27 protein-coding genes and 1 pseudogene are annotated in these 24,679 nt (G+C 60.9%); 19 read left to right on the forward strand and 9 right to left on the reverse strand.

Features of this window, described 5'->3' with window-relative positions:
* The 5 genes from ACWF8S_RS04240 (at position 1) to ACWF8S_RS04260 (ending at position 2,938) form a co-directional block, all read left to right on the forward strand.
* Positions 1-477 (forward strand): DUF6985 domain-containing protein, encoded by a 477-nt coding sequence (locus ACWF8S_RS04240; RefSeq protein ID WP_447555596.1) that lies wholly within the window; start codon positions 1-3, stop codon positions 475-477.
* A gap of 23 nt (positions 478-500) precedes the next feature.
* The gene (locus ACWF8S_RS04245) at positions 501-1,160 is read left to right on the forward strand and encodes a DUF2268 domain-containing putative Zn-dependent protease (RefSeq protein WP_447555597.1); all 660 of its coding nucleotides are present in this window, start codon (positions 501-503) and stop codon (positions 1,158-1,160) included.
* Between the two features lie 61 nt (positions 1,161-1,221).
* On the forward strand, positions 1,222-1,647 hold the full coding sequence (locus ACWF8S_RS04250; protein ID WP_447555598.1) for a hypothetical protein: 426 nt from the start codon (positions 1,222-1,224) through the stop codon (positions 1,645-1,647).
* 19 nt (positions 1,648-1,666) lie between these two features.
* Positions 1,667-2,101: an acetyltransferase gene (locus ACWF8S_RS04255; RefSeq protein WP_447555599.1), complete on the forward strand. Its 435-nt coding sequence runs from the start codon at positions 1,667-1,669 to the stop codon at positions 2,099-2,101.
* A 156-nt stretch (positions 2,102-2,257) separates the two neighbouring features.
* The gene (locus ACWF8S_RS04260; protein WP_447555601.1) at positions 2,258-2,938 is read left to right on the forward strand and encodes a hypothetical protein; all 681 of its coding nucleotides are present in this window, start codon (positions 2,258-2,260) and stop codon (positions 2,936-2,938) included.
* A gap of 139 nt (positions 2,939-3,077) precedes the next feature.
* Here the strand turns inward: ACWF8S_RS04260 and ACWF8S_RS04265 are convergent, their stop codons facing one another.
* Positions 3,078-3,761, reverse strand: coding sequence for an FMN-dependent NADH-azoreductase (locus ACWF8S_RS04265; RefSeq protein WP_447555602.1), 684 nt, complete (start codon positions 3,759-3,761; stop codon positions 3,078-3,080).
* 144 nt (positions 3,762-3,905) lie between these two features.
* On the opposite strand from ACWF8S_RS04265, the gene ACWF8S_RS04270 reads away from it, so the two are divergent.
* The 9 genes from ACWF8S_RS04270 to ACWF8S_RS04310 all read left to right on the forward strand — a co-directional run bounded on the left by ACWF8S_RS04270 (position 3,906) and on the right by ACWF8S_RS04310 (position 12,466).
* Positions 3,906-4,742: a LysR family transcriptional regulator gene (locus ACWF8S_RS04270; protein WP_447555603.1), complete on the forward strand. Its 837-nt coding sequence runs from the start codon at positions 3,906-3,908 to the stop codon at positions 4,740-4,742.
* A 132-nt stretch (positions 4,743-4,874) separates the two neighbouring features.
* Positions 4,875-5,342, forward strand: coding sequence for an Lrp/AsnC family transcriptional regulator (locus tag ACWF8S_RS04275; protein WP_447555604.1), 468 nt, complete (start codon positions 4,875-4,877; stop codon positions 5,340-5,342).
* A 4-nt stretch (positions 5,343-5,346) separates the two neighbouring features.
* Entirely contained in the window at positions 5,347-6,990 is a 1,644-nt protein-coding gene (locus tag ACWF8S_RS04280; RefSeq protein ID WP_447555605.1) for an aminotransferase class V-fold PLP-dependent enzyme, read from the forward strand.
* Positions 6,987-8,447 (forward strand): NAD(P)-binding domain-containing protein, encoded by a 1,461-nt coding sequence (locus ACWF8S_RS04285; RefSeq protein WP_447555606.1) that lies wholly within the window; start codon positions 6,987-6,989, stop codon positions 8,445-8,447. The genes ACWF8S_RS04280 and ACWF8S_RS04285 overlap by 4 nt, the downstream gene beginning before the upstream one ends.
* Positions 8,448-8,494: 47 nt before the next feature.
* Entirely contained in the window at positions 8,495-8,989 is a 495-nt protein-coding gene (locus ACWF8S_RS04290) for a CMD domain-containing protein (RefSeq protein WP_447555607.1), read from the forward strand.
* Positions 8,986-9,564, forward strand: a complete 579-nt coding sequence (locus tag ACWF8S_RS04295; protein ID WP_447555608.1) for a peroxidase-related enzyme — start codon at positions 8,986-8,988, stop codon at positions 9,562-9,564. The genes ACWF8S_RS04290 and ACWF8S_RS04295 overlap by 4 nt, the downstream gene beginning before the upstream one ends.
* A 52-nt stretch (positions 9,565-9,616) precedes the next feature.
* Positions 9,617-10,603, forward strand: a complete 987-nt coding sequence (locus ACWF8S_RS04300; protein ID WP_447555609.1) for a TRAP transporter substrate-binding protein — start codon at positions 9,617-9,619, stop codon at positions 10,601-10,603.
* Positions 10,604-10,667: 64 nt separating this feature from the next.
* Complete coding sequence (locus ACWF8S_RS04305) at positions 10,668-11,174, forward strand: TRAP transporter small permease (RefSeq protein ID WP_447555610.1); 507 nt, start codon at positions 10,668-10,670, stop codon at positions 11,172-11,174.
* Positions 11,171-12,466 (forward strand): TRAP transporter large permease, encoded by a 1,296-nt coding sequence (locus tag ACWF8S_RS04310; RefSeq protein WP_447555611.1) that lies wholly within the window; start codon positions 11,171-11,173, stop codon positions 12,464-12,466. Before ACWF8S_RS04305 ends, ACWF8S_RS04310 begins: the two co-directional genes overlap by 4 nt.
* Before the next feature lie 126 nt (positions 12,467-12,592).
* Here the strand turns inward: ACWF8S_RS04310 and modC are convergent, their stop codons facing one another.
* The 5 genes from modC to ACWF8S_RS04335 all read right to left on the reverse strand — a co-directional run bounded on the left by modC (position 12,593) and on the right by ACWF8S_RS04335 (position 16,454).
* A complete protein-coding gene (gene modC / locus ACWF8S_RS04315) occupies positions 12,593-13,699 on the reverse strand; it encodes a molybdenum ABC transporter ATP-binding protein (protein WP_447555612.1) in 1,107 nt (368 codons plus the stop codon).
* Complete coding sequence (gene modB, locus ACWF8S_RS04320) at positions 13,692-14,390, reverse strand: molybdate ABC transporter permease subunit (RefSeq protein ID WP_447555613.1); 699 nt, start codon at positions 14,388-14,390, stop codon at positions 13,692-13,694. Before modB ends, modC begins: the two co-directional genes overlap by 8 nt.
* Complete coding sequence (gene modA / locus ACWF8S_RS04325; RefSeq protein WP_447555614.1) at positions 14,387-15,178, reverse strand: molybdate ABC transporter substrate-binding protein; 792 nt, start codon at positions 15,176-15,178, stop codon at positions 14,387-14,389. Before modA ends, modB begins: the two co-directional genes overlap by 4 nt.
* A gap of 109 nt (positions 15,179-15,287) precedes the next feature.
* Entirely contained in the window at positions 15,288-15,659 is a 372-nt protein-coding gene (locus ACWF8S_RS04330; RefSeq protein WP_447555615.1) for a winged helix-turn-helix domain-containing protein, read from the reverse strand.
* 63 nt (positions 15,660-15,722) lie between these two features.
* Positions 15,723-16,454: a CDP-alcohol phosphatidyltransferase family protein gene (locus tag ACWF8S_RS04335; RefSeq protein ID WP_447555616.1), complete on the reverse strand. Its 732-nt coding sequence runs from the start codon at positions 16,452-16,454 to the stop codon at positions 15,723-15,725.
* Positions 16,455-16,764: 310 nt separating this feature from the next.
* Between ACWF8S_RS04335 and ACWF8S_RS04340 the strand changes: the two genes are divergently transcribed.
* From ACWF8S_RS04340 to ACWF8S_RS04355, 4 genes and pseudogenes are all read left to right on the forward strand, one after another.
* Positions 16,765-17,754, forward strand: coding sequence for a zinc-dependent alcohol dehydrogenase (locus ACWF8S_RS04340; RefSeq protein ID WP_447555617.1), 990 nt, complete (start codon positions 16,765-16,767; stop codon positions 17,752-17,754).
* Between the two features lie 33 nt (positions 17,755-17,787).
* Positions 17,788-18,186, forward strand: coding sequence for a 6-pyruvoyl trahydropterin synthase family protein (locus tag ACWF8S_RS04345; RefSeq protein ID WP_447555618.1), 399 nt, complete (start codon positions 17,788-17,790; stop codon positions 18,184-18,186).
* The gene (locus ACWF8S_RS04350; protein ID WP_447555619.1) at positions 18,183-20,108 is read left to right on the forward strand and encodes a glycosyltransferase; all 1,926 of its coding nucleotides are present in this window, start codon (positions 18,183-18,185) and stop codon (positions 20,106-20,108) included. The genes ACWF8S_RS04345 and ACWF8S_RS04350 overlap by 4 nt, the downstream gene beginning before the upstream one ends.
* 3 nt (positions 20,109-20,111) lie before the next feature.
* Positions 20,112-20,978, forward strand: a pseudogene (locus tag ACWF8S_RS04355) (lysylphosphatidylglycerol synthase transmembrane domain-containing protein); the annotation flags it as partial.
* A 15-nt stretch (positions 20,979-20,993) separates the two neighbouring features.
* Here the strand turns inward: ACWF8S_RS04355 and ACWF8S_RS04360 are convergent.
* Positions 20,994-21,932, reverse strand: coding sequence for a RibD family protein (locus tag ACWF8S_RS04360; RefSeq protein ID WP_447556544.1), 939 nt, complete (start codon positions 21,930-21,932; stop codon positions 20,994-20,996).
* Between the two features lie 64 nt (positions 21,933-21,996).
* Between ACWF8S_RS04360 and ribA the strand changes: the two genes are divergently transcribed.
* Entirely contained in the window at positions 21,997-23,103 is a 1,107-nt protein-coding gene (ribA, locus tag ACWF8S_RS04365) for a GTP cyclohydrolase II RibA (protein ID WP_447555620.1), read from the forward strand.
* 24 nt (positions 23,104-23,127) lie between these two features.
* Here the strand turns inward: ribA and ACWF8S_RS04370 are convergent, their stop codons facing one another.
* Positions 23,128-23,913 carry a creatininase family protein gene (locus ACWF8S_RS04370; RefSeq protein WP_447555621.1) on the reverse strand — a complete coding sequence of 262 codons (786 nt, stop codon included), beginning with the start codon at positions 23,911-23,913 and terminating at the stop codon, positions 23,128-23,130.
* Between the two features lie 23 nt (positions 23,914-23,936).
* Positions 23,937-24,677: an FkbM family methyltransferase gene (locus ACWF8S_RS04375; protein WP_447555622.1), complete on the reverse strand. Its 741-nt coding sequence runs from the start codon at positions 24,675-24,677 to the stop codon at positions 23,937-23,939.
* Positions 24,678-24,679 lie beyond the last annotated feature (2 nt).

The following is a 24,679-nucleotide window of genomic DNA, read 5'->3' on the forward strand; positions in this document are numbered from 1 at the left end:
ATGACACAGCACATGACACAAGAGAGCCTTTGTCTCAGACATGGCGAAGACGGCCTGGAAGGGAAGGTATACAGCACCCTGTTCGACCAAACCTTCACACTTTTTGCGGCGGATGCCGACCCCGACTTCGCCAGACGCTGCGCCGTGCATCTAAACCAGCTAAGCGATGAGGTCATCGAGCATCTTTGTCAATCCACGGTGCACTACTGCGACGCCTTTCTGAGCGAGACCGGCGCGCCGCTGAAGGCGTTCGCCAACCACCGCGAGGTGCTGGCGCTCGTCACCCCGCGGGTGCTGATCGTGCCTTACCCCGAGAAACAGACGCCAGTAGTTCACCTGGAACTTGATTGCGAGTGGGAACCCGAACACGGCATGGAGTGGGTGCTTCGCGAGGATAAGGTACTTTATGTCGGCCCCTTCAATGACGAAGACCCCTGGGGAAGCTTTGCCCCCAAGGCCGTATGGAATTTTGCCTGACCCCAGGGCTTGAACGGATCCTCATGATCACACCGCTGTTTCTGGACACCCGCGATCAATGTCACTTCTCGGACGAGGCACGCGACGCTATCGAGTCGGTTTGCGCCGCCATGGGGCCTCTGGTGCGTGCTCATCTTCCCATGCTTTCCGATGATATCGAGCTCGCCTGCCAAACCGGTAAAATGGTGATTTTAGAGACCGGCGAAATGGGCCTGGCGATTTCCGGCACCCGCATCGGCTGGACAGTGGATGCCGGGCGGCTTGAAGGTATCGCTGTCATCGCGCGCGAGCAGCTTCGCTATACGCTTTTTCACGAGCTGCATCATCTGGCCAGAGGATGGGTAATCTACCGCGATGAACCACGCACGACCTTTATGGAAGGCGTGGTCAGCGAGGGGCTGGCCACCGTATTCGAGCGTGACGTGGGCGGGCGGCAAACGCCTTGGGGCGACTACCCGGATAACGTTGAGGTTTGGGTCGAGGAACTGTTGGCACTACCCGTGGACGCGTCCTACGAGCAGTGGATGTTTCAGCACGCCGACGGGCGACGCTGGATCGGCTATCGCGCGGGTACGTATATTGCCGAGCGGGCGATTCGCGCATCAAACCTTTCCGCCGCCGCTCTGGTGCACGTGCCTACCGATGAAATACTGAAGATGGCCGGTATTCAGCCAAAGCCGTAGCATGGCCTGATCAAGCTTCACTTTAATGCCGTTTTAATTATCCTCCGTGAGAGAAGAAGACGTGTTGAACCCCGTTATTCAAGAAGAAACCACCGGCTGTGGCATTGCCTCAGTAGCCAATATTCTGGGTAAGACTTACCCAGAAATGAAAGCGGTCGCCAATGGAATGGGTATCCATGCCGACGATGAATCGCTGTGGTCCGATACCCAGTATGTGCGGAAAATGCTGGCACAGGCGGGGATTGCCGCATCACCGCAGGAAACACCGTTCAATTCTTGGGAGGCGTTACCGGATTTGGCGCTGCTCGCGATCAAGCCACATCAACGGGACGGTAAGCACTTCTGGCACTGGGTCGTGTTCAAGCGTCTGGATGGCCAGCCGTTAGTGCTGGATTCCGCCAGCTACCTGCCCACCAATATTCGTACCGACTTTGAGGCCATGCACCCAAGCTGGTTTATTGAGGTCGACTCACCGTCCAATGATTAAAAGTACATAGAGTCACCCGATGAAAATAGAGCCAGCCGCCCAGGCAAACTACTCCGAATTGATCGCCCTATGGGAAGCCTCCGTGCGCGCCACCCACGATTTTCTGGCCGAAGATGACCTGTTGATGCTCAAGCTGCTCATTTTCGAGCAGTTCTTCGATGCCGTGGAACTGCGCATGGCATGCGCGTCCAGCGGCGAGATCATCGGCTTCAGCGGCGTGAATGATGGCAAGATCGAGATGCTGTTCATCGCCCCTCACGCGCGGGGCCAGGGTGTCGGCGCAGCGCTGGTCGAAAATGCCGTTGACGTTCAGGGCGCCCGCAAGGTTGATGTGAACGAGCAAAACGAGCAGGCGCTCGGGTTCTATCGGCGCCTGGGGTTTACGGTGGCGGGGCGCTCACCGGTGGATGGGCTGGGCAAACCGTACCCGCTTTTGCATATGTCGCTGCCGTAGAGCGCTCAAGGCCGCCTGTACATCGCGAAGTAAATACAGGCTTACCTCCCCGCTTTTCTCTCAATCGATTACAGCCGCCTTGCGTACACTCGCCTTTACCGCATGACGCCGGTCGCTCTCGCGCCATGCAAGCATTCATTTTCAAGAGGCTGGGTCATGCATCGTATTGCTACTGTTGTAATCACCGGATCCCTGCTGCTGGCTAGCAGCGCGGCGATGGCTGACACACGCTGGTCGGTGGCGGGCAGCGCCGGTACAACGGGTATAGGTGCCAATGTAAGCTGGCGTTTTCAGGATCATCTAGCACTGACCGCGGGTTACAGCGGGTATAACTACGATGATCTCGACCATACCAACCGTGACGTCACCTATACCGGTGAAGTCGACATGGATATCTATAGCCTGAAACTGGATGTCTACCCCTGGGCCAGCAGCGGTTTCTTTGTGTCGGCCGGTGCCGTCAAACCCGACGTTCAGCTCAAGGCGGTGGGGCGTTATACCGGTGGCGAGACGTTTGATCGTTTCGGCGGTATTCCTATCGACGCCGATAGCGCGCGGCTCGATGGTCTGGGCAAGCTTTCCAACGGGGTCGAACCGTATCTGGGTATCGGCTGGCGCAACAGTGCCAAGCAAGGGTTAGGCTTCTACGCCGAAGCCGGTGCCTTCTGGATCGACCCCAGCGTATCGTTGACCCCTAGAGGCGATGCCCTCAACATTCCGGGGGTCAGAGCGCTGGCTGAAAGTGAGGCTCGCCAGCAAGAGGATGACTTGCGCAGCGACCTCAACAAGTACAACGTCTATCCGGTTGCGGTCATTGGCGTCGAATATACGTTCTAACGCGTGTTGTAACGCAAGTCGTATCTAGGCCCTTTAGAGGTGGGCATGAGCCCTGCCGCTGTCCACCTCGACTCTATCTGCCTCGACTCCATCTATCTCAACCCCATCTACCTCGATCCTTTCCATCCGGGCTTCCTCGTTAAACGTTGACGGTTTTCTTCGCTGTATGCAGCGTTTTTGCCAGGGTTCTTGCCGCCTGGTGGGCTTGGTCTACCGAGCGCCGGTGGCGCTCGTCGTTGAACTCCTGATACTCCGCACTTATTTCATGAAATGCGTCCACGCCCAGATAGTGGCTCAGCGTCTTGATATGTGGCCCGAGGTGATTCATGTGCTCGCGTGGCCCGCCTTGGCCAAAACCGAACTCCCCGCACGAGCTGATCAGCACCAACGTCTTGCCGGCCATGATGGGGTTCATGGGGTAGTCGCCGCGGGTCAGGTCGAAACTGAACGTCTTGTTGATCCTGATTACCTGATCGAACCACGCTTTGAGCGGGGCGGGCATGCCGTAGTTATACATGGGTGACGACATGACGATGATGTCGGCACGAGTCAATTCGTCGATAAGCTCGTTGGATAACGCAAGGTGGGTCAGCTGTTCGGCGCTTTTATGTTCGTCGGGCGTGAATACGGCGCCGATCCACGCCTGGTCGATAAACACCGGTGGGTGCACTCCCACGTCGCGATAGATAACTTCATCCTGGTTGTGCAGATCTTTCCATTGCGCCATGAACGTCCGAGCGATTCCCTTGGAAATGGAATCATGGCCGGGATTGGGGTTGGAAGCCTTGCGAACGCTGGCGTCGATATGAAGCAGGGTGGGCATGGTGAACTCCGTGGGTTGTCATCAAGAGTCGCTATGCTCGGCTTTTGGCACGTGTTCGACAAATGAATAAAAGCGCCCGACAGGTGAGTTAAAATCATCTAGATCTAGGTTAAGAAAGAAGGAACGAAACAGGTGAAGGTATCATTGCTCGCGATCAAGGCTTTCGAGGCGGCTGCACGCCTTGGCAGTTTCAAGAAGGCTGCCGAAGAAATATCCATTAACCCGACGGGCGTTTCTCACCATGTGACCAAGCTGGAGCAGCGCCTGGGGGTTCGGTTATTTCATCGTAACCACCGCCAGATTACTTTGACCGCAGAAGGGCGACGGCTTTCCGAGGCGACGACTCGTGGCCTTCAAACCATTCAGACGGCGCTGGACGATCTCATGCTGGATGCCTCGCGTATCCGGGTGGACACCACCTCATCGTTTGCGGCACTGGTGCTGATTCCCGGGCTGCACGACTTTTATCAGCAGCATCCGCATATAGCGGTGGATGTCTCGACAGGCGAGACTCTCGGCTCGCATGTCAGCCAGCTCTCCATTCGCTTGGGCGATGTCTGCCTGGCTGACGAAGCGAACATATTGAAAGTGGAAAGATACGGTCTGTACGGCACGGCTTCAGCTCTCAATGAGATGCAGTACGGTGAGCCGGCGGCTGTATATCTCACCCGGTGGAAGAATGATCGATTGCCGGCGCCCCCATGGGCCGAATGGCTTGCGGCAAATGGAAAGTCGCCTCAAGCATTTGAGATCAGGTATTTCGATCAGGAACTTTACGGGGTGCATGAGGCGCTCGCCGGCAAGGGGTTGGTGTTCTGTTCGGCTACGCTAGTGGACGGTCATCTGAAAACCCAGGCATTGATTGCGGCTTCGACCCACAGCGTCGAGTCCAGACTCTGTTATTACACGCCGATGCCTTGCAGGCAGTACCCTCTCAACGTTCAGGCCCTGATCGGCTGGCTTCAAACATGCATTCACTGACCAGGCCGTATGTCTTGCCAGCCTCGTAAAGCCCGCTTTACAAAACCGGCCTGAAAACTTGTTCCTCTTGACCGCGCTCGACACGACGCGTAAGAAATAATATTCCTCCATGGCGGATAAACGGGAAATAAATTGCGTATTGATCGTTTCGATTTGAAAATTCTTGAACAGCTTCAGCGGGATGATAGCCTTTCCATTGCACAGTTGGCCGAAAGAGTAGGGCTCTCTGTTACCCCCTGCTGGCGTCGTATACAGCGTCTTGAAAAAGACGGCATCATCGAGAAGAGAATCGCTGTCCTGAACCCGGGAAAGCTCGATCTTGGCCTGACTGTTTTTGTGATGATCAAGACCGACAAGCACAGCCAGGCCTGGCTGGATGCCTTTCAAAAGGTGGTCCAGTCCTTTCCGGAAATCATGGAAGTCAATCGCCTGGCGGGTGAGTTCGATTACTTGCTCAAGGTCATCGCGCGCGACAACGCAGCCTACGACGCTTTTTATAAAAGACTCATCGCCAGAATAGAGCTCAGCAATGTCACATCCTGCTTCTCCATGGAACAAGTCAAGAAAACCACCGAGCTGCCTCTGGGCGAGCCCCTCTGACGGGATGGCGGCCCTCGCCGACGACGTGATCGGCGAAGGCGAGTGCTTCCAGGGCCCGTTTGGCCCGCGCAGGCTCCTTTACGCCGACTATACCGCCTCGGGCCGGGCGCTGGGCACCGTTGAGGAGGCGATTCGCACCCAGGTGCTGCCCTACTACGCCAATACCCATACCGAAACCTCCCATACCGGAAAAATCACCACGCGATTGCGTGAAGATGCGCGCAGCCAGGTAGCGAAGGCGATTGGTGCCACCGACGAATACGCGGTGATCTTCGCCGGTGCCGGCGCCACCGCCGCCATCGACCGCTGCTGGAAGATGCTGGGGTTCTCCCAGGGCGCAGCGGCGGGGGACGATGAGCCGCCGGTCATCTTCCTCGGCCCCTACGAGCACCACTCCAACGACCTTGTGTGGCGCGAGTGCAACGCCGAGATCGCACGCATTCCCTTGAATGCCGCTGGCTTGATCGACCTTGGCGTGCTGGAAAGCGAGCTCGCTCGCCACCAGGGCCGGCGACTGATCGGCGCGTTCTCCGCCGCCTCCAACGTGACCGGGGTGAAGAGTGATGTGACGGCAATCGCTCGGCTGATGCACCAATACGGTGGCATCGTCTTGTTCGACTACGCGGCCAGCGGCCCTTATGTCGCCATCAATGTGGCGGGCACCGGGCAGAACGATCATCTGGACGGCGTCTTTCTATCGCCCCATAAATTCGTCGGCGGGCCGGGAAGCTCGGGCGTTCTGGCCCTGCGCCGTGCGCTGTGTGTCAACGCGGTGCCCTCGGTGGCCGGCGGCGGCACGGTGTCCTACGTGACTGCCACGAATCATCGCTACGTCAGCGATGTCCAGCGTCGGGAGGAGGGGGGCACCCCCAATATCCTGGGTGACATTCGCGCCGGGTTCGCCTTTCGCATCAAATCCCTGATCGGCGAAGCGCGCATCGAGGCGCGTGAGGCCGAGCTTGCGGCCATGGCGCTGTCACGCTGGTCGATTCTGGATAACCTGACCCTGCTGGGGCCGACTCAGGCCTCGCGCCTGGCGATCTTCTCGTTCAATATCCGGGCAGGTTCTCGCGATGTGCACCACAACCTGGTGGTGGCGCTGTTGAACGATCTGTTCGGTATCCAGGCGCGCGGTGGGTGCTCCTGCGCCGGGCCTTACGGTCATTCGCTGCTTTCCATCGACGAGAACACGGCGCTCGAACACGAGTCTTTAGTACAAAAAGGCAGAAGCTTATATCGGCCAGGCTGGGTAAGGCTCGGATTTCATTTCTTTTTTAGCAATGAAGCGGCTAACTATGTAATATCGGCAGTCGAATTTATTGCACGCCATGCGGCCTTGCTGATGAAGCTTTACAGTGTCGACGAGCGCTCGGGTATATGGACGGTGCGCAAAGCGTATCAAAAAGCGCAATCGATTGAGCCGGCAGCAACGACGATCGATGCGCTGTTGCAGCCTCCCGGCGCTTGCGCGGCCCAGGCGTGGGAAGGCAACGAGGACCCCTTCGCCGAGGCAGGGCGGCTCGTCGAGCTGGCAAGACAAGCCCGCCTGCCTTCCTGTTCACTTTGCTGCGATGTACCCATTCGCTGGTTCTGGTGGCCTCATGAAGCCGAGGACGCCATAAAGTCCCAAGACGAGATGATGCCATGACAACGACTTCCTCTTATCCCACGCTGGCGGGCGCCGGTCTCGAGGCGCTCGAGGCGCGCGTGCGTCATGATCTTGCGTGTTTGAACCTGCCGCCCAACAACTGGGTACCCGGACGCACGTCCGCGGATGGCCAGCACGTTTACGACGTGGTGATCGTGGGTGGAGGCCAGTGCGGTCTGGTGGCCGCGTTTGCGCTGATGTCCGGCGGTATTCGCAACATCCGAATTCTGGATCGCAACCCCGAAGGGCTCGAAGGCCCGTGGATGAACTACGCGCGCATGGAAACGCTGCGTTCGCCCAAGACCCTGCCCGGGCCCAGCTACGGTTTTGCCTCGCTGACCTTTCGGGCGTGGTACGAGGCCCAGTTCGGCTTGGACGCCTGGGAGGCGCTGGACAAGATCCCGCGCTCGATGTGGATGGACTACCTGCGCTGGTATCGCCAGGTACTGGACCTGCCGGTCGAAAATAGCGTCAATGTCGAGCACGTCAAACCCGAAGGCGACCTGCTCAAACTCGAGCTTTCCGGCAGCGGCGCGCCGGATGAGCCGATAGTGACGCGCAAGCTGATCATGGCCACCGGGCGCGAAGGCACCGGTGCTCCGAAAATTCCCGATTTCGTGAATGCCCTACCGCGTAGCACGTGGGCGCATACCGCCTTTGATATCGATTTTAACGCACTCGAAGGCAAGCGTGTCATCGTGGTCGGCGTGGGCGCCTCGGCCATCGATAATGCCGCCGAAGCGTTGGAGCAGGGCGCAAGCGAAGTGCGTTTTCTCATTCGCCGCGCCCAGATGCCGACCATCAACAAGATGATGGGGATCGGCTCATTCGGGTTCACCCACGGCTACGCCGAGCTAAGCGATGCCTGGCGCTGGCGGATCATGCACTATTCCTTCATCACCCAGACGCCGCCGCCGAGGGGCTCCACGCTCAGAGTCAGCCGCCACGAGAACGCTTTCTTCCATTTCGAGTGCGGCGTCGAGGCCACGCGCATGGAAGGGGACGAGGTCGTGGTCACCACCCGCCAGGGCGAGGTGCGCGGCGATTTCCTGATTCTGGGCACCGGGTTCGAGATCGATCCGCTGGCGCGCACCGAGCTTGCCGGCTACGCCGACCGCATCCTGCTATGGCGCGATTGCTACCAGCCGCCGGACGCGCTTGCCCACGACGAGCTGGGCAAGTTTCCTTACGTGGGGCGCGATTTCGCCTTTCAGGAGCGCGAGCCCGGTACGGCACCGTGGCTCAACAATATTCACTGCTTCAATTACGGAGCCTCGGTCAGCCTGGGCAAGGTGAGCGGGGATATTCCAGGGATCAGCGAAGGCGCCAGCTGGCTTGCCGGCGCCATTGCCTCGCGCTTTTATCAGGAAGACGTGGAGCATCACTGGCAGCAGCTTCAGGACTACGATATCCCGGAGCTTCAAGGCGATGAGTGGCAAGCCTCCCCTTTACCCTGACGTCCCCTTTACCCTAACGAGTGTCCGCCTGCCAAAGGAGCGTATGAATGGCACATGTAATCGAAACCGCGGCCAACGTATCGGACAGCGGCGCGCTGTTTGATGCGCTGGCCATGCGTGGCAAGCTGATGGATCTCACTCAGGAGTCCCACGACGCCGCCTTGCTTCCCGTCGAGGAGGGGGGCGTGTCGCGGGCCGTGCGCGCCGCACTGGCCTGTCGCATGGCGCGCATCTGCCGCCAGCCGGGGCTGGCAGAACATTATGGGGCGTTGCTGGAAAGCTATGGCGACAACGCCGACCTGCAGCATCTGAGTGCTCCGGACACCTCCCCCGGTGGTGGCGATACGCGCCTGGTGGCCATGGTGACCTACGTGGATCTGGTCACGAGCTCGCCCAAGGACGCGACCAAGGCCGATATCGAGGCGCTTCACGAGGCGGGCATCGATGAGGCCGATATCGTGCGCCTGGCGGGGCTGGTCGCTTTCGTCAACTACCAGCTGCGCCTTACTGCGGTGCTGAGCGTCATGGGAGAAACGCAATGAGTCGGGTCATTCACAAGTTCACCACGCGTATTCCCACCTGGCGTCCGCACGTGACGCCGGTCGACTACGACAACGCCACCTCCGCCCAGCGCGAGGCGCTCAAGGAAACGCCTTCCAACACCAGGATTTCCGACTACGTGCTGGTGCTGGCCCACGACCCGGAGTCGCTGCGCATTCGTACGTCGCTGTTCAACGGCATCATGTACGACAAGGGCGGGTTGTCCCGTGAAGAACGTGAACTGGGCGCCGTGGCGGCCTCGGTGGTCAACCGCTGCATTTACTGCGCGGCGGTGCACGCTCACCGCTACAATAATATTGTCGGCGACGACAAGGTGATGCAGGATATCTTTCTGCGCGGCAAGGACGCCGAGCTTGACGCGCGTACCCGCGCTATCCTGCGTTTCGGCATGCGTCTTTCCGAAACACCCCCCAACGTCACCCAGGACGATATCCAGCGCCTTCGCGATGTCGGGCTCGATGACCAGGAAATTCTGGATCTCACGCTTTCGACGACGCTGTTCGGCTGGGCCAACCGCCTGATGCATACCCTGGGCGAGCCGGTCGCCAATGCCTGACCTTTTGCACGTTTATCAATAGTAATAATCCGCCTGCCAAGGGGAACCCCTGATGACAAAACGCTCTTTTTCCACACTCGCGGTACTCGGTGCCACCACGCTTCTGACCGCCACGCCGGCACTTGCCGAAACGCTGCGTCTGGGCACGGTCGTCAGTGCTCCGCACCCCTGGATGGACGCGGCCGAGGCCTTCAAGGCCGAGATCGAGGAAGCCACCGACAACCGCATCAACGTACAGATTTTTCCGGGTGGCCAGTTGGGCAACGACCAGACCATGGTCGACGAGATCCGCATCGGTACCACCGACATGATCATCGGCGGTGTCATGAACATCTCGCCCTACGTATCCGATTTCGAAATCTTCAGCCTCAACTACCTGTTCGAGGATATGGATGAGTTCCGCGCGGCGACGGCGCCGGATTCCGAGGTGTTCAGCTACTTCGACAACGCCGTGACCGACGCCGGTGTCGGCCTGACACTGCTGAGCCTGACCGGCGGCGGCACGCGCAACCTGAGCAGCAACGTCGGGCCCATCACCGAACCTTCCGATCTGGAAGGCGTGAAGATGCGCGTGACCGGCTCGCGTCTGGATGCCGACATGTGGCAGACCTACGGCGCGCTGACCACCTCGCTGCCCTGGACGGAAATCTACACCGGCATGCAGACCGGGGTGGTGGGCGCGTTCGAGAGCACCATCAGCGGCTACTTCTCCAGCCGTCTTTACGAAGTGGCGCCGTATCACGCCAAGACCGAACACCAGATCATGATGAGTCATATCTCCATCAGCGAGAATCGCCTTGACCGTTTCTCCGAAGAAGATCAGGCGCTCATTCGCGAGGCGGCGCAGCACGCAGGTGACCTGGGCACCGATAAAGGCGTGGAGTACGACGCCGAGTTCATCAACCAGTTCGAAGACCTGGGCGTGACGGTCACCGAGGTCGACAAGCAGGCCTTCATCGACCAGGCCCTGCCGCTTCACGATGAGTTCGCCAAAGAGCGCGACCTGACCGAGTTGCTCGAGACGATTCGCAACCTTTAAGCGCTTCCCGCGCAGCCAAGCGCCTCCCGGATCGGGGCGCTTGGCTGGAGAAAAGGATGAACGCATGCGATTGATCAATGATGTGCTGGAAAGGGTGCTGACGCTGGTTGCCGGTAGCCTGTTTGCGATCTTCATCCTGACGGTGCTCTACCAGGTGTTGGCCCGCAGCTACCTGAAGATCTCGGTGTCCTGGACCGACGAGGTGGCGATGGCGTGCTTCGTCTGGTCGGTGTTTCTCGGAGCCGCCGTGGCGCTGCGTCGGCGTCAGCACTACGTGGTCGACCTCTTTCCCTCGCGATTCGCTGTCACCCAGCGCTCGCTGCGCCTGTTTGGAAGCATTTCGTGCCTGCCGGTCATCTACGTACTGATCGTCAACGGCAACGTGCTGGTGGATATGGGATGGAACCGGCGCTCGGTGGCACTCGGTACGCCCATGGCCTATGTGTTCGCCGCCATGCCCGTGGCAGGCTGCGCCATGCTGCTGTTCTCGATCGAAATTCTGGTGAAGGACATCAAGACGCTGATGCGTGGAAACGACGTCACCAGCACGCCCGAGGCCATCGACTCATGACGCCCTTGCTCACTCTCATCGGCAGTTTTCTGCTGTTCATCGCGCTGAGCGTGCCCATTGCCTTTGCCATCGGGCTTGCCTCCATTCTTACCATCTTGCAGTTGGGGCTACCGCTGACGTCGGTGGTCAACCAGATGTTTGCCAGCATCAACTCCTTCCCGCTGCTTGCGGTGCCGTTTTTCCTGCTGCTCGGTCGGCTGATGAACGACGGCGGTATCACCGACCGCCTGTTGCGCTTTGCCGACAGCACCGTCGGCCACGTGCGCGGTGGCCTTGGCCATATCAACGTCATGGTCTCGATGATGTTTGCAAGTCTGTCCGGCTCTGCGGCGGCGGATACTGCAAGCGTTGGAGCGGTGCTGATTCCCGCCATGAAGAAATCCGGCTACCCGGCCCCCTTCGCCGTCGCGCTGACGGCGGCCTCGTCGGTACTCGGTGGCATCATTCCGCCGTCGATTCTGATGGTGATCTACGGCGCCTTCGGCAATGTTTCGGTGGGCGCACTCTTCATGGGGGGCATCTTGCCCGGCGTGCTGGTCGGTTTGATGCAGATGGGGTATGTCTACTACATCGCCAAGAAGCACGGCATCAAGGCGACAGGCACGTTCTCGTTTGCCCAGATGGGAAGAACCGCGATCACCGCCGCGCCTCCCATGCTGTTGCCGCTGATCATTCTCGGGGGCATCACGCTAGGGGTCTTCACCGCCACCGAGGCGGCGTCGGTCGCGGTGCTGATCGGCATGCTGCTGGCCTTCGTCTTCTACCGGGCGATACGCTTTCGCCAGCTGCCGACTATTCTCAGCGATTCGGTGGTGGCGTTTTCGCTGCCGATGTTTGCCGTGGCCTCCGCCGGTATCATGGGGTGGCTGATCTCTTATCTGGGCGTGGCTCAGGAAGTCGCCAACTTCATCCTGTCGGTCACCGAGTCGCGGGTCGGCATCATGCTGATGGTGATGGTCTGCATGCTGGTGATCGGCACGGTGTTGAGCCCGGTCACCGCGGTCATCATCTTCTTGCCGATTATCCAGGGGCTCTGCGTTGCTGCGGATATCAACCAGATCCACATGGCGCTGGTGGTGATTCTTTCGCTCACGCTGGGGCTGATCACGCCGCCCTACGGGATCTGCCTGTTGATCGCGACCCAGATCGGTGAAGTCTCCATGCCTCGCGCTTTCATGGCGGTGCTGCCGCTGGTGGGGTTGATCCTGGCGGTCATCATCGCGCTGATCCTGCTGCCCGGCGTGTTCCTGTTCCTGCCGCAGATGATCTTTCCCAAGGCGTTTGGCGGGTAGCGTCCAGGTTCTGACGCAAAGCCCCTTGGCTTACGCAAGACGTTTATCTGCTGACGCAAAAACCTCATCCGGTCCGGCCGGGTGAGGTTTTTGCGTCAAGGGGCCTTGGGTAAGCGCGCAAGCCGTCTAGAGAGGAGAAACCGAGACGCGACGAACCAGAGCGGTCACCAGGTCACCTTCTTGAAGGTTCATCGCCTCCCAGGCTTTGCGTGTCAGCCGGGCGCGCAGCATCGCGGCGCCGACACGCAGACGAAGCTCTACCTGGTGGGGCGCCTGCACAAGCGTTGCCATCTCGTCGATCACGGCGGCCAGCGCATTCTCCTCGCTGGTATCCGGCGTCGAGGAGCGCGTCAGCGCGATGTCGCGGGCCTCGATGCGCAGTCGTAGGTACTGTCCCGCCTCGAGCATTGGGGTGGGAATCGATAGCGAGCGGGTGGCATCCAGCGCTACCCGGGTAAGGCCGTAGTCCGGGTCGTGATCGAGCACGATGGCCTTTAAAAGCGAGGCGGCGTTGAAGCCTTGTAGCGCCTGGGTCAAATCGAAGCGCTGTAATAGCTTGCCCAGCTGGTCACTGGCCACCACGCGACCGGCGTTCATCACCACCAAGTGGTCGGCGATGGCCGCGATTTCGTCGGCGTCGTGGCTGACGTACACCACCGGAATATCGACCCGGCGGGTAAGCCTTGCAATATAGTGCAAAAGCTCTTCCTTGCGCGCGCCGTCAAGTCCGGTCAGCGGCTCGTCCATCAGCAGAAGCTGCGGCTCGCTCAACAGCGCCCGGCCGATGGCCACACGCCGGGCTTCACCGCCGGAGAGCATGCCGGGCATGCGATCCAGCAGCGCCTCGATCCCCAGCAGTTCGACGACTTCGGCAAAGCGCTCGGGGGTCGGGCCGGGCATGGCGTAGGTCAGGTTGCCGCGCACCCGGTAATGGGGGAAAAGCCGCGCTTCCTGAAACACCACGCCGATACGCCGACGGTGGGCGGGAATGAAGAGGCGTCGGTGGGTGTCCAGTAGAGTGGTTTCACCCAGGGTGATGGTGCCCGAGCGCGGACGCTCGAGCCCGGCAATCAGGCGAAGCAGGCTGGTCTTTCCACTGCCGGAAGGCCCGAAAATGCCGCTGACCCCGCGGGCCGGTAGATCAAGCGTCGCGTTGAGCTCGAAGTTGCCCAGGGTCTGTTCGACATCGAGCGCCAGCCGCTTACTGGATGAGGAAGAAATCGAATCAGCCATCGCGTTCCTGCAGACGTTGTCGGGTGCGCCGGGCCAGCCACTCCGAGGCGATCAGCGAGGCCAGGGCGATCACGATGGCGATCAGACACAGCCGCGCGGCGGCGGACTCCTGGCCCGGCGACTGGATCAGGGTGTAGAGCGCCAGCGGCAGGGTGCGGGTTTCGCCGGGAATATTGGAGGCAAAGGTGATGGTGGCGCCGAATTCCGAAAGTGCCCGGGCGAAAGCCAGCACGGTGCCGGTCAGAAGACCCGGCACGGCCAGCGGCAAGGTAATGGTCGTGAATACGCGCCACCGCCCGGCGCCCAGCGTGGCGGCGGCGGCCTCGAGCTTGGGGTCCACCGCTTCAAGCGACAGGCGCAGCGCGCGCACCAGCAGCGGAAACGCCATCACGCCGCTGGCCACCGCCGCGCCTTGCCAGGTAAACGGAAGCGACACGCCAAACACGTTGTAAAGCCACGCTCCAACCACTCCCTGTCGGCCAAGGGCCACCAGCAGCAGGTAGCCCACCACCACCGGCGGCAGTACCAGCGGCAGATGAATCAGTCCATCCACCAAGGCCTTGCCGCGAAACTCGAAGCGGGCCAGCCACCAGGCCACGGCAATGCCCGGCGGCAGAATCCAGGCCACCGCCGCCAGGCCGATCAGCAGGCTCAGACGAATCGCTTCCCACTCGGCGGGGGAGAGCGTCACGGTGAGGCGCTTGGCGTATCGAACCCGTATTCAGCGAAGATGCTCAGCGCCTCTTCACCGGCAAGCCATTCCCTGAGCGCCATGGCCGCCTCGTTTTGCTCGGCACCGATCAGGGCGACCGGGTAGGTGATGGGGGCATGGCTCGAGGCCGGGAAAAGCCCCAGAACGCGTACTGCGTCGCTTGCGAACGCATCGGTCTGATACACCACGCCTACCGGCGTCTCCCGGCGCTCTACCAGCGTCAAGGCCGCACGCACGTCGTTACCCCGCGCCAGCCTGGGCGCCAGCGTCTCCCACTCACCCAGTGCTTCCAGGGCTTGGCGGGTGTAAATGCCCGCCGGCACATGGTCCGGGTCACCGACCGATAAGCGCTCGCGCGCGGTCAGTAGCGACACCAGAGGCATGCCTTCGCCGGGCGTGAAATGCTCCGGTACCTCATCGCTTGCCGAGACCAGGGCCAGGCGGTTGTGCAGCAGGTCACTGCGCTGTCGAACGTCGACGCCTTGCTCTTCCAGCCAGTCCATCCAGGCGGTATTCGCCGACACGAAAAGGTCGGCAGGGCTGGCGTTGGCGATCTGGCGGGCAAGGGTCGAGGACGAGGCGTACACCGGCGTGATGCTGACATCGTGGCGGCTTTCGTAGACGGCAATCGCCTCATTGAAGGCATCGGTCAGCGAGGCGGCGGCGGCTACCTGCACATGCGAGGCGGCAAACGCCGAACCGGGCAGCGCCAATGCGAAGACGACCATGAGAGGGTAGCGACAAGGCAGGCGTAGTGTCATCGTCATTCCGCTATTTCCGTTTGGATATAACGGAGATTACACAAAAGCACGGAAAGGCTCAACGGGAATCAGGCAGTGAATATCAGGCGGTGGCCGCCCGGCCTGACAAGACGAGCTAGTCATTTTCGTGCGGTGCCATCAGAGCAAGCAGCGCCTGCGCTTCGGGGCAGTGGTCGGGGGCCAGCCGCCGCTCGAGGGCACGAAAGTGGGCAAGTACCTGCTCTCCCAGTTCGGTCAGGTGGGCGCCGCCGCGTTCGTTGCCTCCAAGACTTGTCGACACCAGCGGTGAGGGAAAATGGTTGTTCATGGTGTCGATCAGTTGCCAGGCCTTTTTATAGCTCATTTTGAGTGCCCGCCCGGCGGCTGAAATCGAGCCCGTCTGGCCAATCTTTTCCAACAGGTCGGCCTTGCCAGGGCCGATCACGACATCGCGATTCAGCGCCAGTCGCAATTGAAAGGTGGGCGCTTGGTGAAGGGTACGCGTCATGTGAGTTCCCGCCGGCGGTTTGCCCCAGTGTAGCAGCGATACCCGTGCCAACGCCCTGGGTCGTCACCCATGACGGTGGGTCTGCCGATAAAGCCACCAGGTATCGAACCCGAAAGAGTAGGCAGAGACGACGAGCGCGCTGAGTGCCAGCAGCATGCTCAGGGTGTGCGTGGTCAGCGGGGTGAGCGCCAGCAAAAGCGCCATGACCTGCCAGACACACACCGTCTTGCGTCGAAAACTGGGAAAAAGCGGTGCTTTCAGCCACTCGAAGCGCCAACTGGCCAATACAAACAAATAGCGCATCCCGCCGATCAACAGCACCCAGGCGCCCAGGGATTCAAGCTTTAAAAGCCCGATGCACAGCAACAGGATCATCAGCGCATCCAGCTCCATGTCGAAACGGGCGCCAAAGCGTGAATGGCTATCGGTCTTGCGCGCGACAAATCCATCCACGCCGTCGAGCATCAAGGAGACCACCGCAATTGAAAGCCACAGCCATATAGCGCTCACAAAGGCATCGCCGACCAGCGACCCGGCGACGATGACCACCAGCACTCCCCGTAAAAGCGTCACGCGATTCGCCCAGCCAAGCGGCCCGCCACGCCAGAAGGCCATGGTCAACACGGCAATCACGCTGTACATGGCAAGCGTGGTTCCCCAAGCGGCCGGAGACGCCAGCAGACGCGGTAAAAAGACGCCGATAACGACCAGCAATAGAGCGCCGAGCGTCAACTCCACGGCGCTGTAGAGTCGTTTGGGCAATGGTTGAACGCCAGAATCGAAAAAAAGCGACATAGTAACTCACAAAGCGCAGCAAGCCGCGTTGACGTTAGGTACTGGAATTTTGTGTATCATTTTTGTATAGATTTTTTGCGTTGTCTATCGCTCGTTATCTCACCATGTAGTCTCGCTATGTAGATATGTAGTCTTGTTATGTAGCTTGTTATGTAGATAGGTTATGGCATCTTGACCAAATGTTTGTCAGGTTACTCTCATTCTGGCCCTTTCTACACTAAGCTGTAACAAGGCGTTGAAAAGTGACACAAACTTGGCAATGCTTAAATAATGGATGATAAGAACGAATTATTCATAGGGAATTGTTGCTATGTCGTTGCCGCAAACCGCCGGCGCTTTCTGGGTCACGCGCCCAGGGCACGGTGAGATCAAGCACGAAACGCTTGCCTTGCCGGGTGAGAACCACGTTCAGGTCCGCGCCCTTTACAGCGGCGTCAGCCGGGGTACCGAGTCGCTGGTGTTCAACGCCCGGGTACCCGAAAGCGAATACGCTCGCATGCGTGCGCCGTTTCAGGCAGGCGACTTCCCCACGCCGGTCAAGTACGGCTACTGCAGTATCGGTGTGGTCGAGAAAGGCCCTGAAGCGCTGCTCGATAAAACGGTCTTCTGTCTTTATCCTCATCAAACCCGTTATGTGGTACCTGCCGACGCGGTAGTGCCCATCCCTGAATCGGTGCCCAGCCATCGGGCGGTATTGACTGCCAACATGGAAACTGCCATCAACGGCGTATGGGATGCCAACCCCATGCTGGGCGAGAAGCTTTGTGTCGTGGGGGCGGGGGTCGTGGGTACGCTGGTGGCGTATCTATGCGCGCAGATTCCTGGCGTGGATGTTCATCTGATCGATATCAATGCCGAGCGCAAGACGCTGGCCGATGCGTTGAACGTCACCTTCTGTACCCCGGAAAACGCACCGTCGGATCAAGACTGCGTGATTCACGCAAGCGGCCACGGTGAGGGGCTGCGCCTGGGGCTTGGTCTTCTAGGTCGCGAAGGGCGCTTGATCGAAATGAGCTGGTTCGGTGAAGGGGAGACGTCCCTTGCCCTTGGCGGCACGTTTCATTCCCAACGGCTTTCCATCAAGGCAAGCCAGGTCGGTCAGCTGCCTGCCGCCTTGAAACCGCGCTGGGACTACCGGCGACGTCTGGAGCTTGCGCTTGACCTGCTGGTGGATTCAAGACTCGATCATCTGATCAGCGGCGAATGCAGCTTCGACGCGTTTCCGGCGCTGGCACCCTCGATTCTGGGCCCACAGGGCCAGGCGCTTTGCCACCGTATCGCTTACCCCGTTACCGACTGAAACCGTACCCGTCAAACAAGGAAAGGAGTTCCCATGTACCGTTTATGCGTTCGCGACCACTTCATGATTGCCCACAGCTTCAAGGGGGATATTTTCGGCCCGGCCCAGCGCACCCACGGCGCCACCTACGTGGTGGATGTAGTGTTCAAGCGCCCCGAGCTCGACCCGGATGGTCTGGTGATCGATATCGGCCTGGCAAGCGAAACCGTCAAGGCGGTACTGGCCGACTATAACCTTCAGAATCTTGACGATGTGCCCGCGTTCAAAGACAAGAACACCACCACCGAATTCATGGCAGGCGTGATTTTCGATGCCCTCGCCAAGGCCATCAAGGACGGCAAGATGGGCACCACCGCGCAGGGTCTCACCCATATGGAAGTGAAACTTCACGAATCCCATGTGGCCTGGGCAAGTTATGAAGGCGCTTTATGAGAAAGCGTTTTACCCTGATCGTTGCGGGGTCGCTCGACCAGTGCACCGGCGGCTATCTGTACGACGCCCAGATGGTGCACGCCCTTCGCGAGCAGGGCTTTGAAGTCATCGTGGTCGAGCTTGCCGGCCACTTTCCCCAGGCTTGCGACCAGGCCGCTGGCGAGTTTGCCAAGGCTCTCGATGCTCTTGAAGACGGCGAGCATGTGATTATCGATGGGCTGGTAATGGGCAGTCTGCCGGACATGGTGGCAAGCCACGGCGCGCGGCTGGATATCACCGCCTTGTTGCACCATCCGCTGGGCGACGAGCAGGGCCTGGCGGCCGATGAGCAAGAGCGTCTGCACGTAAGCGAGCTTCAAGGGCTGCAGAGCGTGGCCCGCATCATTGTCACCAGCCGCTTTACCGAGCGTCGCCTGAACACGCTGGCCGATGACTACGCCCTGCCCATCAGCGCACCCATTACCGCAGTAGAGCCCGGCGTCGAACCGGCCCCGATAAGCCCGGGACACGTCGAGGGCGAGCCCGTACGCCTTTTGTGCGTGGCCACCCTGACCCCGCGCAAAGGTCAGGACGTGCTGGTCGAAGCGCTTTCCCATGTTCGCGCCCCTCACTGGCAGTGTGATCTTTTCGGTGGCAAGCGCGATCCAGCCTTCACGGCCAAGATAGAAGCGTTGATCGAGCGCCACCGGTTGACCCGGATAACCCTTCACGGTGAGTGCGATACCGACACTCTGGAAGCCGCCTATCAACATGCCCATGCCCTGGTTCTGCCTTCCTGGTATGAGGGGTATGGCATGGTGGTCACCGAAGCGCTGGCCCATGGGCTGCCCGTGATTACCACCACCGGCGGCGCCCTGGCGGATACTCTGCCTGACAAGGCCGGGCTGAGCGTCGAACCCGGCGATGCAAAGGCCTTGGCCGAAGCGCTCGAACGCTTTTGTAGCGAAGCAGAGCTGCGCGAACGCCTGCGTCTTGGCGCAGTCGAGGCACGCGATGTGCTCAACGACTGGCAGGCAGCAGGTGCTGCCTTCATCAGTGCCCTGACCGCTCAGCCCGAGCTTTCGGCGGGCAGTCAGTTCGCGGCGGACTGGTTGACTCTTCGTGAAAGCGTGGATTTCAAGGCGCGCAGCGCCACCCTGGCGCAGCAGGCCGGTCAATGGCTCGAGCAGCACCCCGGCGCCCCGGAGATTGCCGATCTGGGCTGCGGGCGGGGCAGCAGCATGCAGTTTCTAGCGCCCAGAATCCGCGGTGCGCAAACCTGGCGGCTATTCGATCATGACACGCGCCTGCTGGAAGACGCTCAGGCGCGTGCCCGAACCCTTGAAAGCGCCAGTGGTGATGCGGTCAAGGTTCGCACTCACTGCGCTTCGCTCACCGATTTGACCCATGAAGCATTGAGCGAGGCGAAGCTGGTCACTGCCTCGGCGCTTTTGGATCTTGTCTCCAGGGAGTGGATCGATATGCTGGCCAGCCGGTGCGCAGCGCAGAAGCAGGCGCTGCTGGTGGCGCTAAGCGTTACCGGGCAGTGGTGCTTTGTGGATCAAGCGAATCAAGTGCTTGAAGACGAGGACGACCGCTGGGCACTGGCGCTGTTCAATGCCCACCAACTACGCGACAAGGGCTTGGGCCAGGCGCTTGGCGGGACGGCTCACGGCGAACTGGTCGAGGCGCTCAAGGGGCATGGCTACCGGGTCGACGAAGCCGAAACCCCCTGGCAGCTAGGCGCTGACGACCAGACGCTCATGCCGATGATGTGCTCGCTGGTGGAGGGTTGGGCCGAGGCCATGACCGAACAGGCGCCGCAAGAGGCAAACCGTATTGCGCAGTGGCGCGATGCGCGCCTGGATGCGGTGCGGGCCGGAAAACGGGGCATCTGGGTCGGCCACCGGGACCTGCTGGCGCTACCGCCGGTCGAGGCTTGAGTCATGAGCGCGGGGACGTGGCTCAAGACACCCTGGGTGCTGCGCGGACTGGTCAGTCTGGCCTTTCTGGGTGCGGTAGCGTTTTGGGTCGACCCCGGCGACATCCTGCGCGAGATCCAGCGTCTATCGCCTGGGTGGATGGCGCTGGCGCTTTTCGTTAGCGTCTTGCAGGTCATGCTGAGTGCCTGGCGCTGGCAGTTCACGGCGGGGCTGGTCGGGGTGCCGCTTCGTTATCGCTACGCGCTTCGCGAATACTATCTCGCGCTTCTGGTCAACCAGTTGCTCCCGGGTGGGGTACTCGGTGACGCCGGCCGGGCCCATCGCCACGCCAGCCAATCCGCCTCCAGAGGAAGCGCCTGGCGCGCGGTGCTGCTCGAACGAGCCTCCGGGCAGGCCGCCGTGGCGCTTTTGGTGATACTTGCGCTGGGGGTGTCGCCGCTTTGGCATCAGGCGCTGGGTGTCACAGGCTTTTTGATCATGGCGGCGGTCATTATGGCAGTGGGCAGTGCGATGGTCGCTCTCACGCTATGGCTTCGCCATGGCCGGGCGTTGTCACTGCCCCAATGGTGCGCCACGCTGGGTCGCGACATACGGCGAAGTTTATTGAAGCGCCATGTTTGGTACTGGCAGTTATCGTCATCCCTTGCCATTGTTATTAGTTATGGTGTGGTGATGATCTGTGCGACCCGAGCCATCGGCATCGAGCAGAGCGTCTGGGATATTCTGGCCCTGACGCCGCCGCTTCTGCTTGCCATGCTGGTGCCGCTTTCCATTGCCGGCTGGGGGCTGCGCGAAGGCACGGCGGCGGGTATCTGGCTTTTCGTCGGCCTGCCTTCGGCCCAGGGCGTGGCCATTTCGCTGGCTTACGGAGTGCTGGTCATGCTGTCAAGCTTGCCGGGCATCTGGGTCGCCTTCAGTCGGCGCACCCAGGCCACGCCCTCGGATGGCAGCGTCGGCGTTCAGACAGACGTCAAAGAGCGTGTCGTCCCCACACCGGAAGGTGCGCATACGCGGGCGCAGGGCAGTCTCGAGCGTGTCGATCGGCGTCATCTGAAGACCCGGCCGACCGGAGCCGATGAGCAAGGGCGCCACCAGAAGATGCAGGTAATCGATAGCGCCCGCTTCGATGAACTGGGAAATCGTGATGCCGCCGCCTTCGATCAGAATGCGCTGATAGCCCCGTGCCTGGAGCAGTTCAATGACATCCACGGGATCGAACTGCCCCGCCTCGTTCAGCGCCAGTACGCACTGGGTAGCGTGACTTCCCGGAAGGTCGAACCCGGGGCCGGTGATATGCAGGGTCGGGGGGCCATCGCTCTGGAAAAGGGCCAGATCGCGGGGAACGCGTCCGCGCGGGTCGAGTACCACGCGTACGGGGTGGTGGCCGCTGACGTGACGAACGGTGAGCTGGGGGTTGTCGGCGCTGGCGGTGCCGGCCCCGATTACCACCGCATCGGCCAGCGCTCTGAGCCGATGCAGGTGAACCAGGCTTTCGAACCCGTTGATATAGTGGGAGTGGCCGCTTTCGGTGGCGATTCGCCCATCCAGGCTTTGACCCAGCTGGGCCAGGTTCCAGTTCTTGCACAGCACCAGTGGCAGCAGACACGTCAAGAGTGTCTCGGCCTCGGGCGTTGTTTGCGCGCCGCTTTGCCAGTCGCCCTGGCTATCCACCGTAATGGGCACTTCGCTGATGGCGCCCTCGCGGGTGGTCAGCAGCCAGTGCCAGGCGGCTTGCGCATCGATTATTTCGCCCTTGGGCGCAGAACTAATAACACCATCGGAGTCGGGCATGACGCCTCCTTGAAAAAAGCAACTTTGCATCATGCTAGGGCCAGGCGCCCAAGGCAAGCGTACATTGCCCGTCAGACTAGGCAACCAGGAGGCCTACATGTATCACATTGAACGCGCTATTTTCGATATCCGCCGCGGTTTGCCCGTCGTGCTGAACACCGGTGAACAGCGCCTGCTGGTGCAAGCGCTGGAAGGCAGCCATACGGTCGACACCTTGTCGAGCCTTTCGGGTTCCCGGCCCATGATGGTATTGACGCGTCATCGCCTGGAAGCGATGGGAATGTCGCTCGAGGCCGAAGCGGCCTGTCTTCCGCTTACCGAACAGATGAGCGAGAGCGATTTTCATCGCCTGGCGCTGGCCAAGGGTGAGGATAAAGCTCCCAGTGCGCTGCTTGACGGGTTGAAGCCGGCGGGTGTGGGCGAGCGCGGGGCCGTTACCCTGATGCGTCGGGCGCTATTGATTCCCGCCGCACTCTGCGCTGTGGTCAGCGAAACGCAGGCCGGGGCGATCGACGAGCAGCTCGCCAAGGGTGAACTTCTGGAAGTGGATGCCCAGGAAGCCGAAAAGTGTCTGGCCGGCGCCCCGGGGATGCTTAACCGGGTAAGCGAAGCGCGTATTCCTCTGGAGGATGCCGCGGAAAGCCGCTTTGTACTTTTTCGCGAGCCCGATGGGCTTCGCGAACACGTGGCGGTGGTGATCGGTGATCTCGACAAGATCGAAGGCGCGGTGCCGCTGCGGATGCATTCGGCGTGTCTGACCGGGGATCTGTTCGGCAGCCTGCGCTGTGATTGCGGCGAGCAGCTTAGAAATGCCGTGGCCGATATACAGGCGATGGGCGGCGGAGTGCTTCTCTACCTGGCCCAGGAGGGCCGCGGTATCGGCCTGGCCAACAAGCTTCGTGCCTACACCCTGCAGGATGGCGGGCTGGATACGGTGGACGCCGATCAGGTTCTCGGTTTTGGCGACGACGAGCGCCACTATGCCGTGGCAGTGGACATGTTGAATGCGCTGTCGATCGACAAGGTCCAGCTTCTGACCAATAACCCCCTCAAGATGCAGGCGCTTGAGGATGGTGGCATCGAAGTGGTTTCGCGTCAGGCGCTTTACGGCAGCGTGACCGACCAGAACCACCGCTACTTGAGTGCCAAGGCCAGCCGTGCCGGCCATCTGCTGGATGATGTGCTGGAAAGCCGGGGGCACTGAGCTAGCCGTGCAGACGGCAGCGCTTCATGGCTGGGTATCAAAGGGGGGCAGCGCAGCGGTCTCCTTGACGATCTGGGCGAGCATCGTGGCGTAGTGCTCGACCAGGCGCTTGCCCAGCTCGGCCTTGGCGCCGGTGGCGTCACCTGCCACGCCATGGGTGCTCAAGTCCTCGCCCAGCCAGGCAAACGCGGCGGCCCCTTCAGGGCTGACCAGATGGCCCGGTGCTTCGGGCAGCGCAGGGGTGGCGGGCTCATAGCCGTCCAGCTGCACCATTGAGGGCGCCAGATGCAGCATCATGGCCGTTTCCAGAAGCCCGCCATGCAGACCAAAGCGTAACTCCTCGGCGTCCACGGCGCCCTCCAGCGGCGGTAGACGCGTGTAGGTGGCCTTGACCACGCGCATGGCGAAGCGTTTGCGAAGCGTCAGCGCCGCAAGATCGATGATTGCCTTGTTACCGCCGTGGCTATTGAGCAGCACCAGCTTTTGAATGCCGGTCCGGGCGATGCTTTCCCCATAGGCTTCCAGTGTTGCAATGGCGAGAGAGTGAGGCAGGCTCAACGTGCCGGCGAAATGGCTGTGCTCGTCACTGGCCCCTACCGCAATAGGCGGCAGGCAGATGACGTCAAACGCCGGGTCGGCCAACGCATCCAGCATCGCTTGCTGTAGCCCTTCTCCGATCATCAGGTCCGTCGCCAGCGGCAGGTGCGTGCCGTGCTGTTCAATGGCGCCCAGGGTCAAGACCGCGACCGGGTTTCGGGCGGCCACTTCTTCAAGCTGCGGCGCGGTCAGCGTCTGCCAGTGATAAATCATGCCGATCCTTTCATGTAAGCCGTTCAGGCGGCGGCGTCAGCCAAGGGGTGGTCTGCGCGGCAGGCGTAAAGATCGCCGGAGGCCAGCCCTTCAGCGCCTTCGTCAAACCAGCGGCTGATCGCCTCAGCCGATTGCCACTTCGCAAAGCGGAAGTGGCGCTGTTCGCCGGGTATCGCGTTGAAGCGGTAATCGCCCAGGCGGTTGATCTCTGTAATGCAGGCGTGGCTGACCTCCAGCACGCCGGCAACGAACTCCACCGAGAGTGCCGCGACGGGATGGGTGAGTCCCTTCAGTACCTCGGCTTCGAAGCCTTCCACATCGATCTTGATAAAGCAGGGTTCGCCAAACCGCTCGATCAGTCGATCCAGGGTGGTGACCTCGACGCGTAGTGTCTGCTCCCAGGCCACCCGAGAAAAGCCCGGGTTTTGTAGCCCGACCTGATCGCGCCACGTGCTGGCAAGGGTGGCCAGGGTAGGGTTGGCGGCGCTGAGAGCGATGTCGGCGTGGCCCGCTTCGGGGCCGGCGGCCAGCGGGAGCAGGGTAATGTCTGGTTGCCGGATGAGGCGCTTGAACCACTTGGCAAGCGCGGGCTGTGGCTCAAGGGCTATCACGCGGGCCCCCAGCGACTGAAACGCGGCGCTGCGATCGCCCAGATGGGCGCCGATATCAAAGGCCACACCCCCGGGGGTAACGAAGGGATGATAAAGACGTCTCAAGCTTTTTTGCCGGCCCGGGCGCCAGTAGATGAACAGCGAGCGTGCCATCC

Source organism: Vreelandella xerophytica, assembly GCF_968048975.1.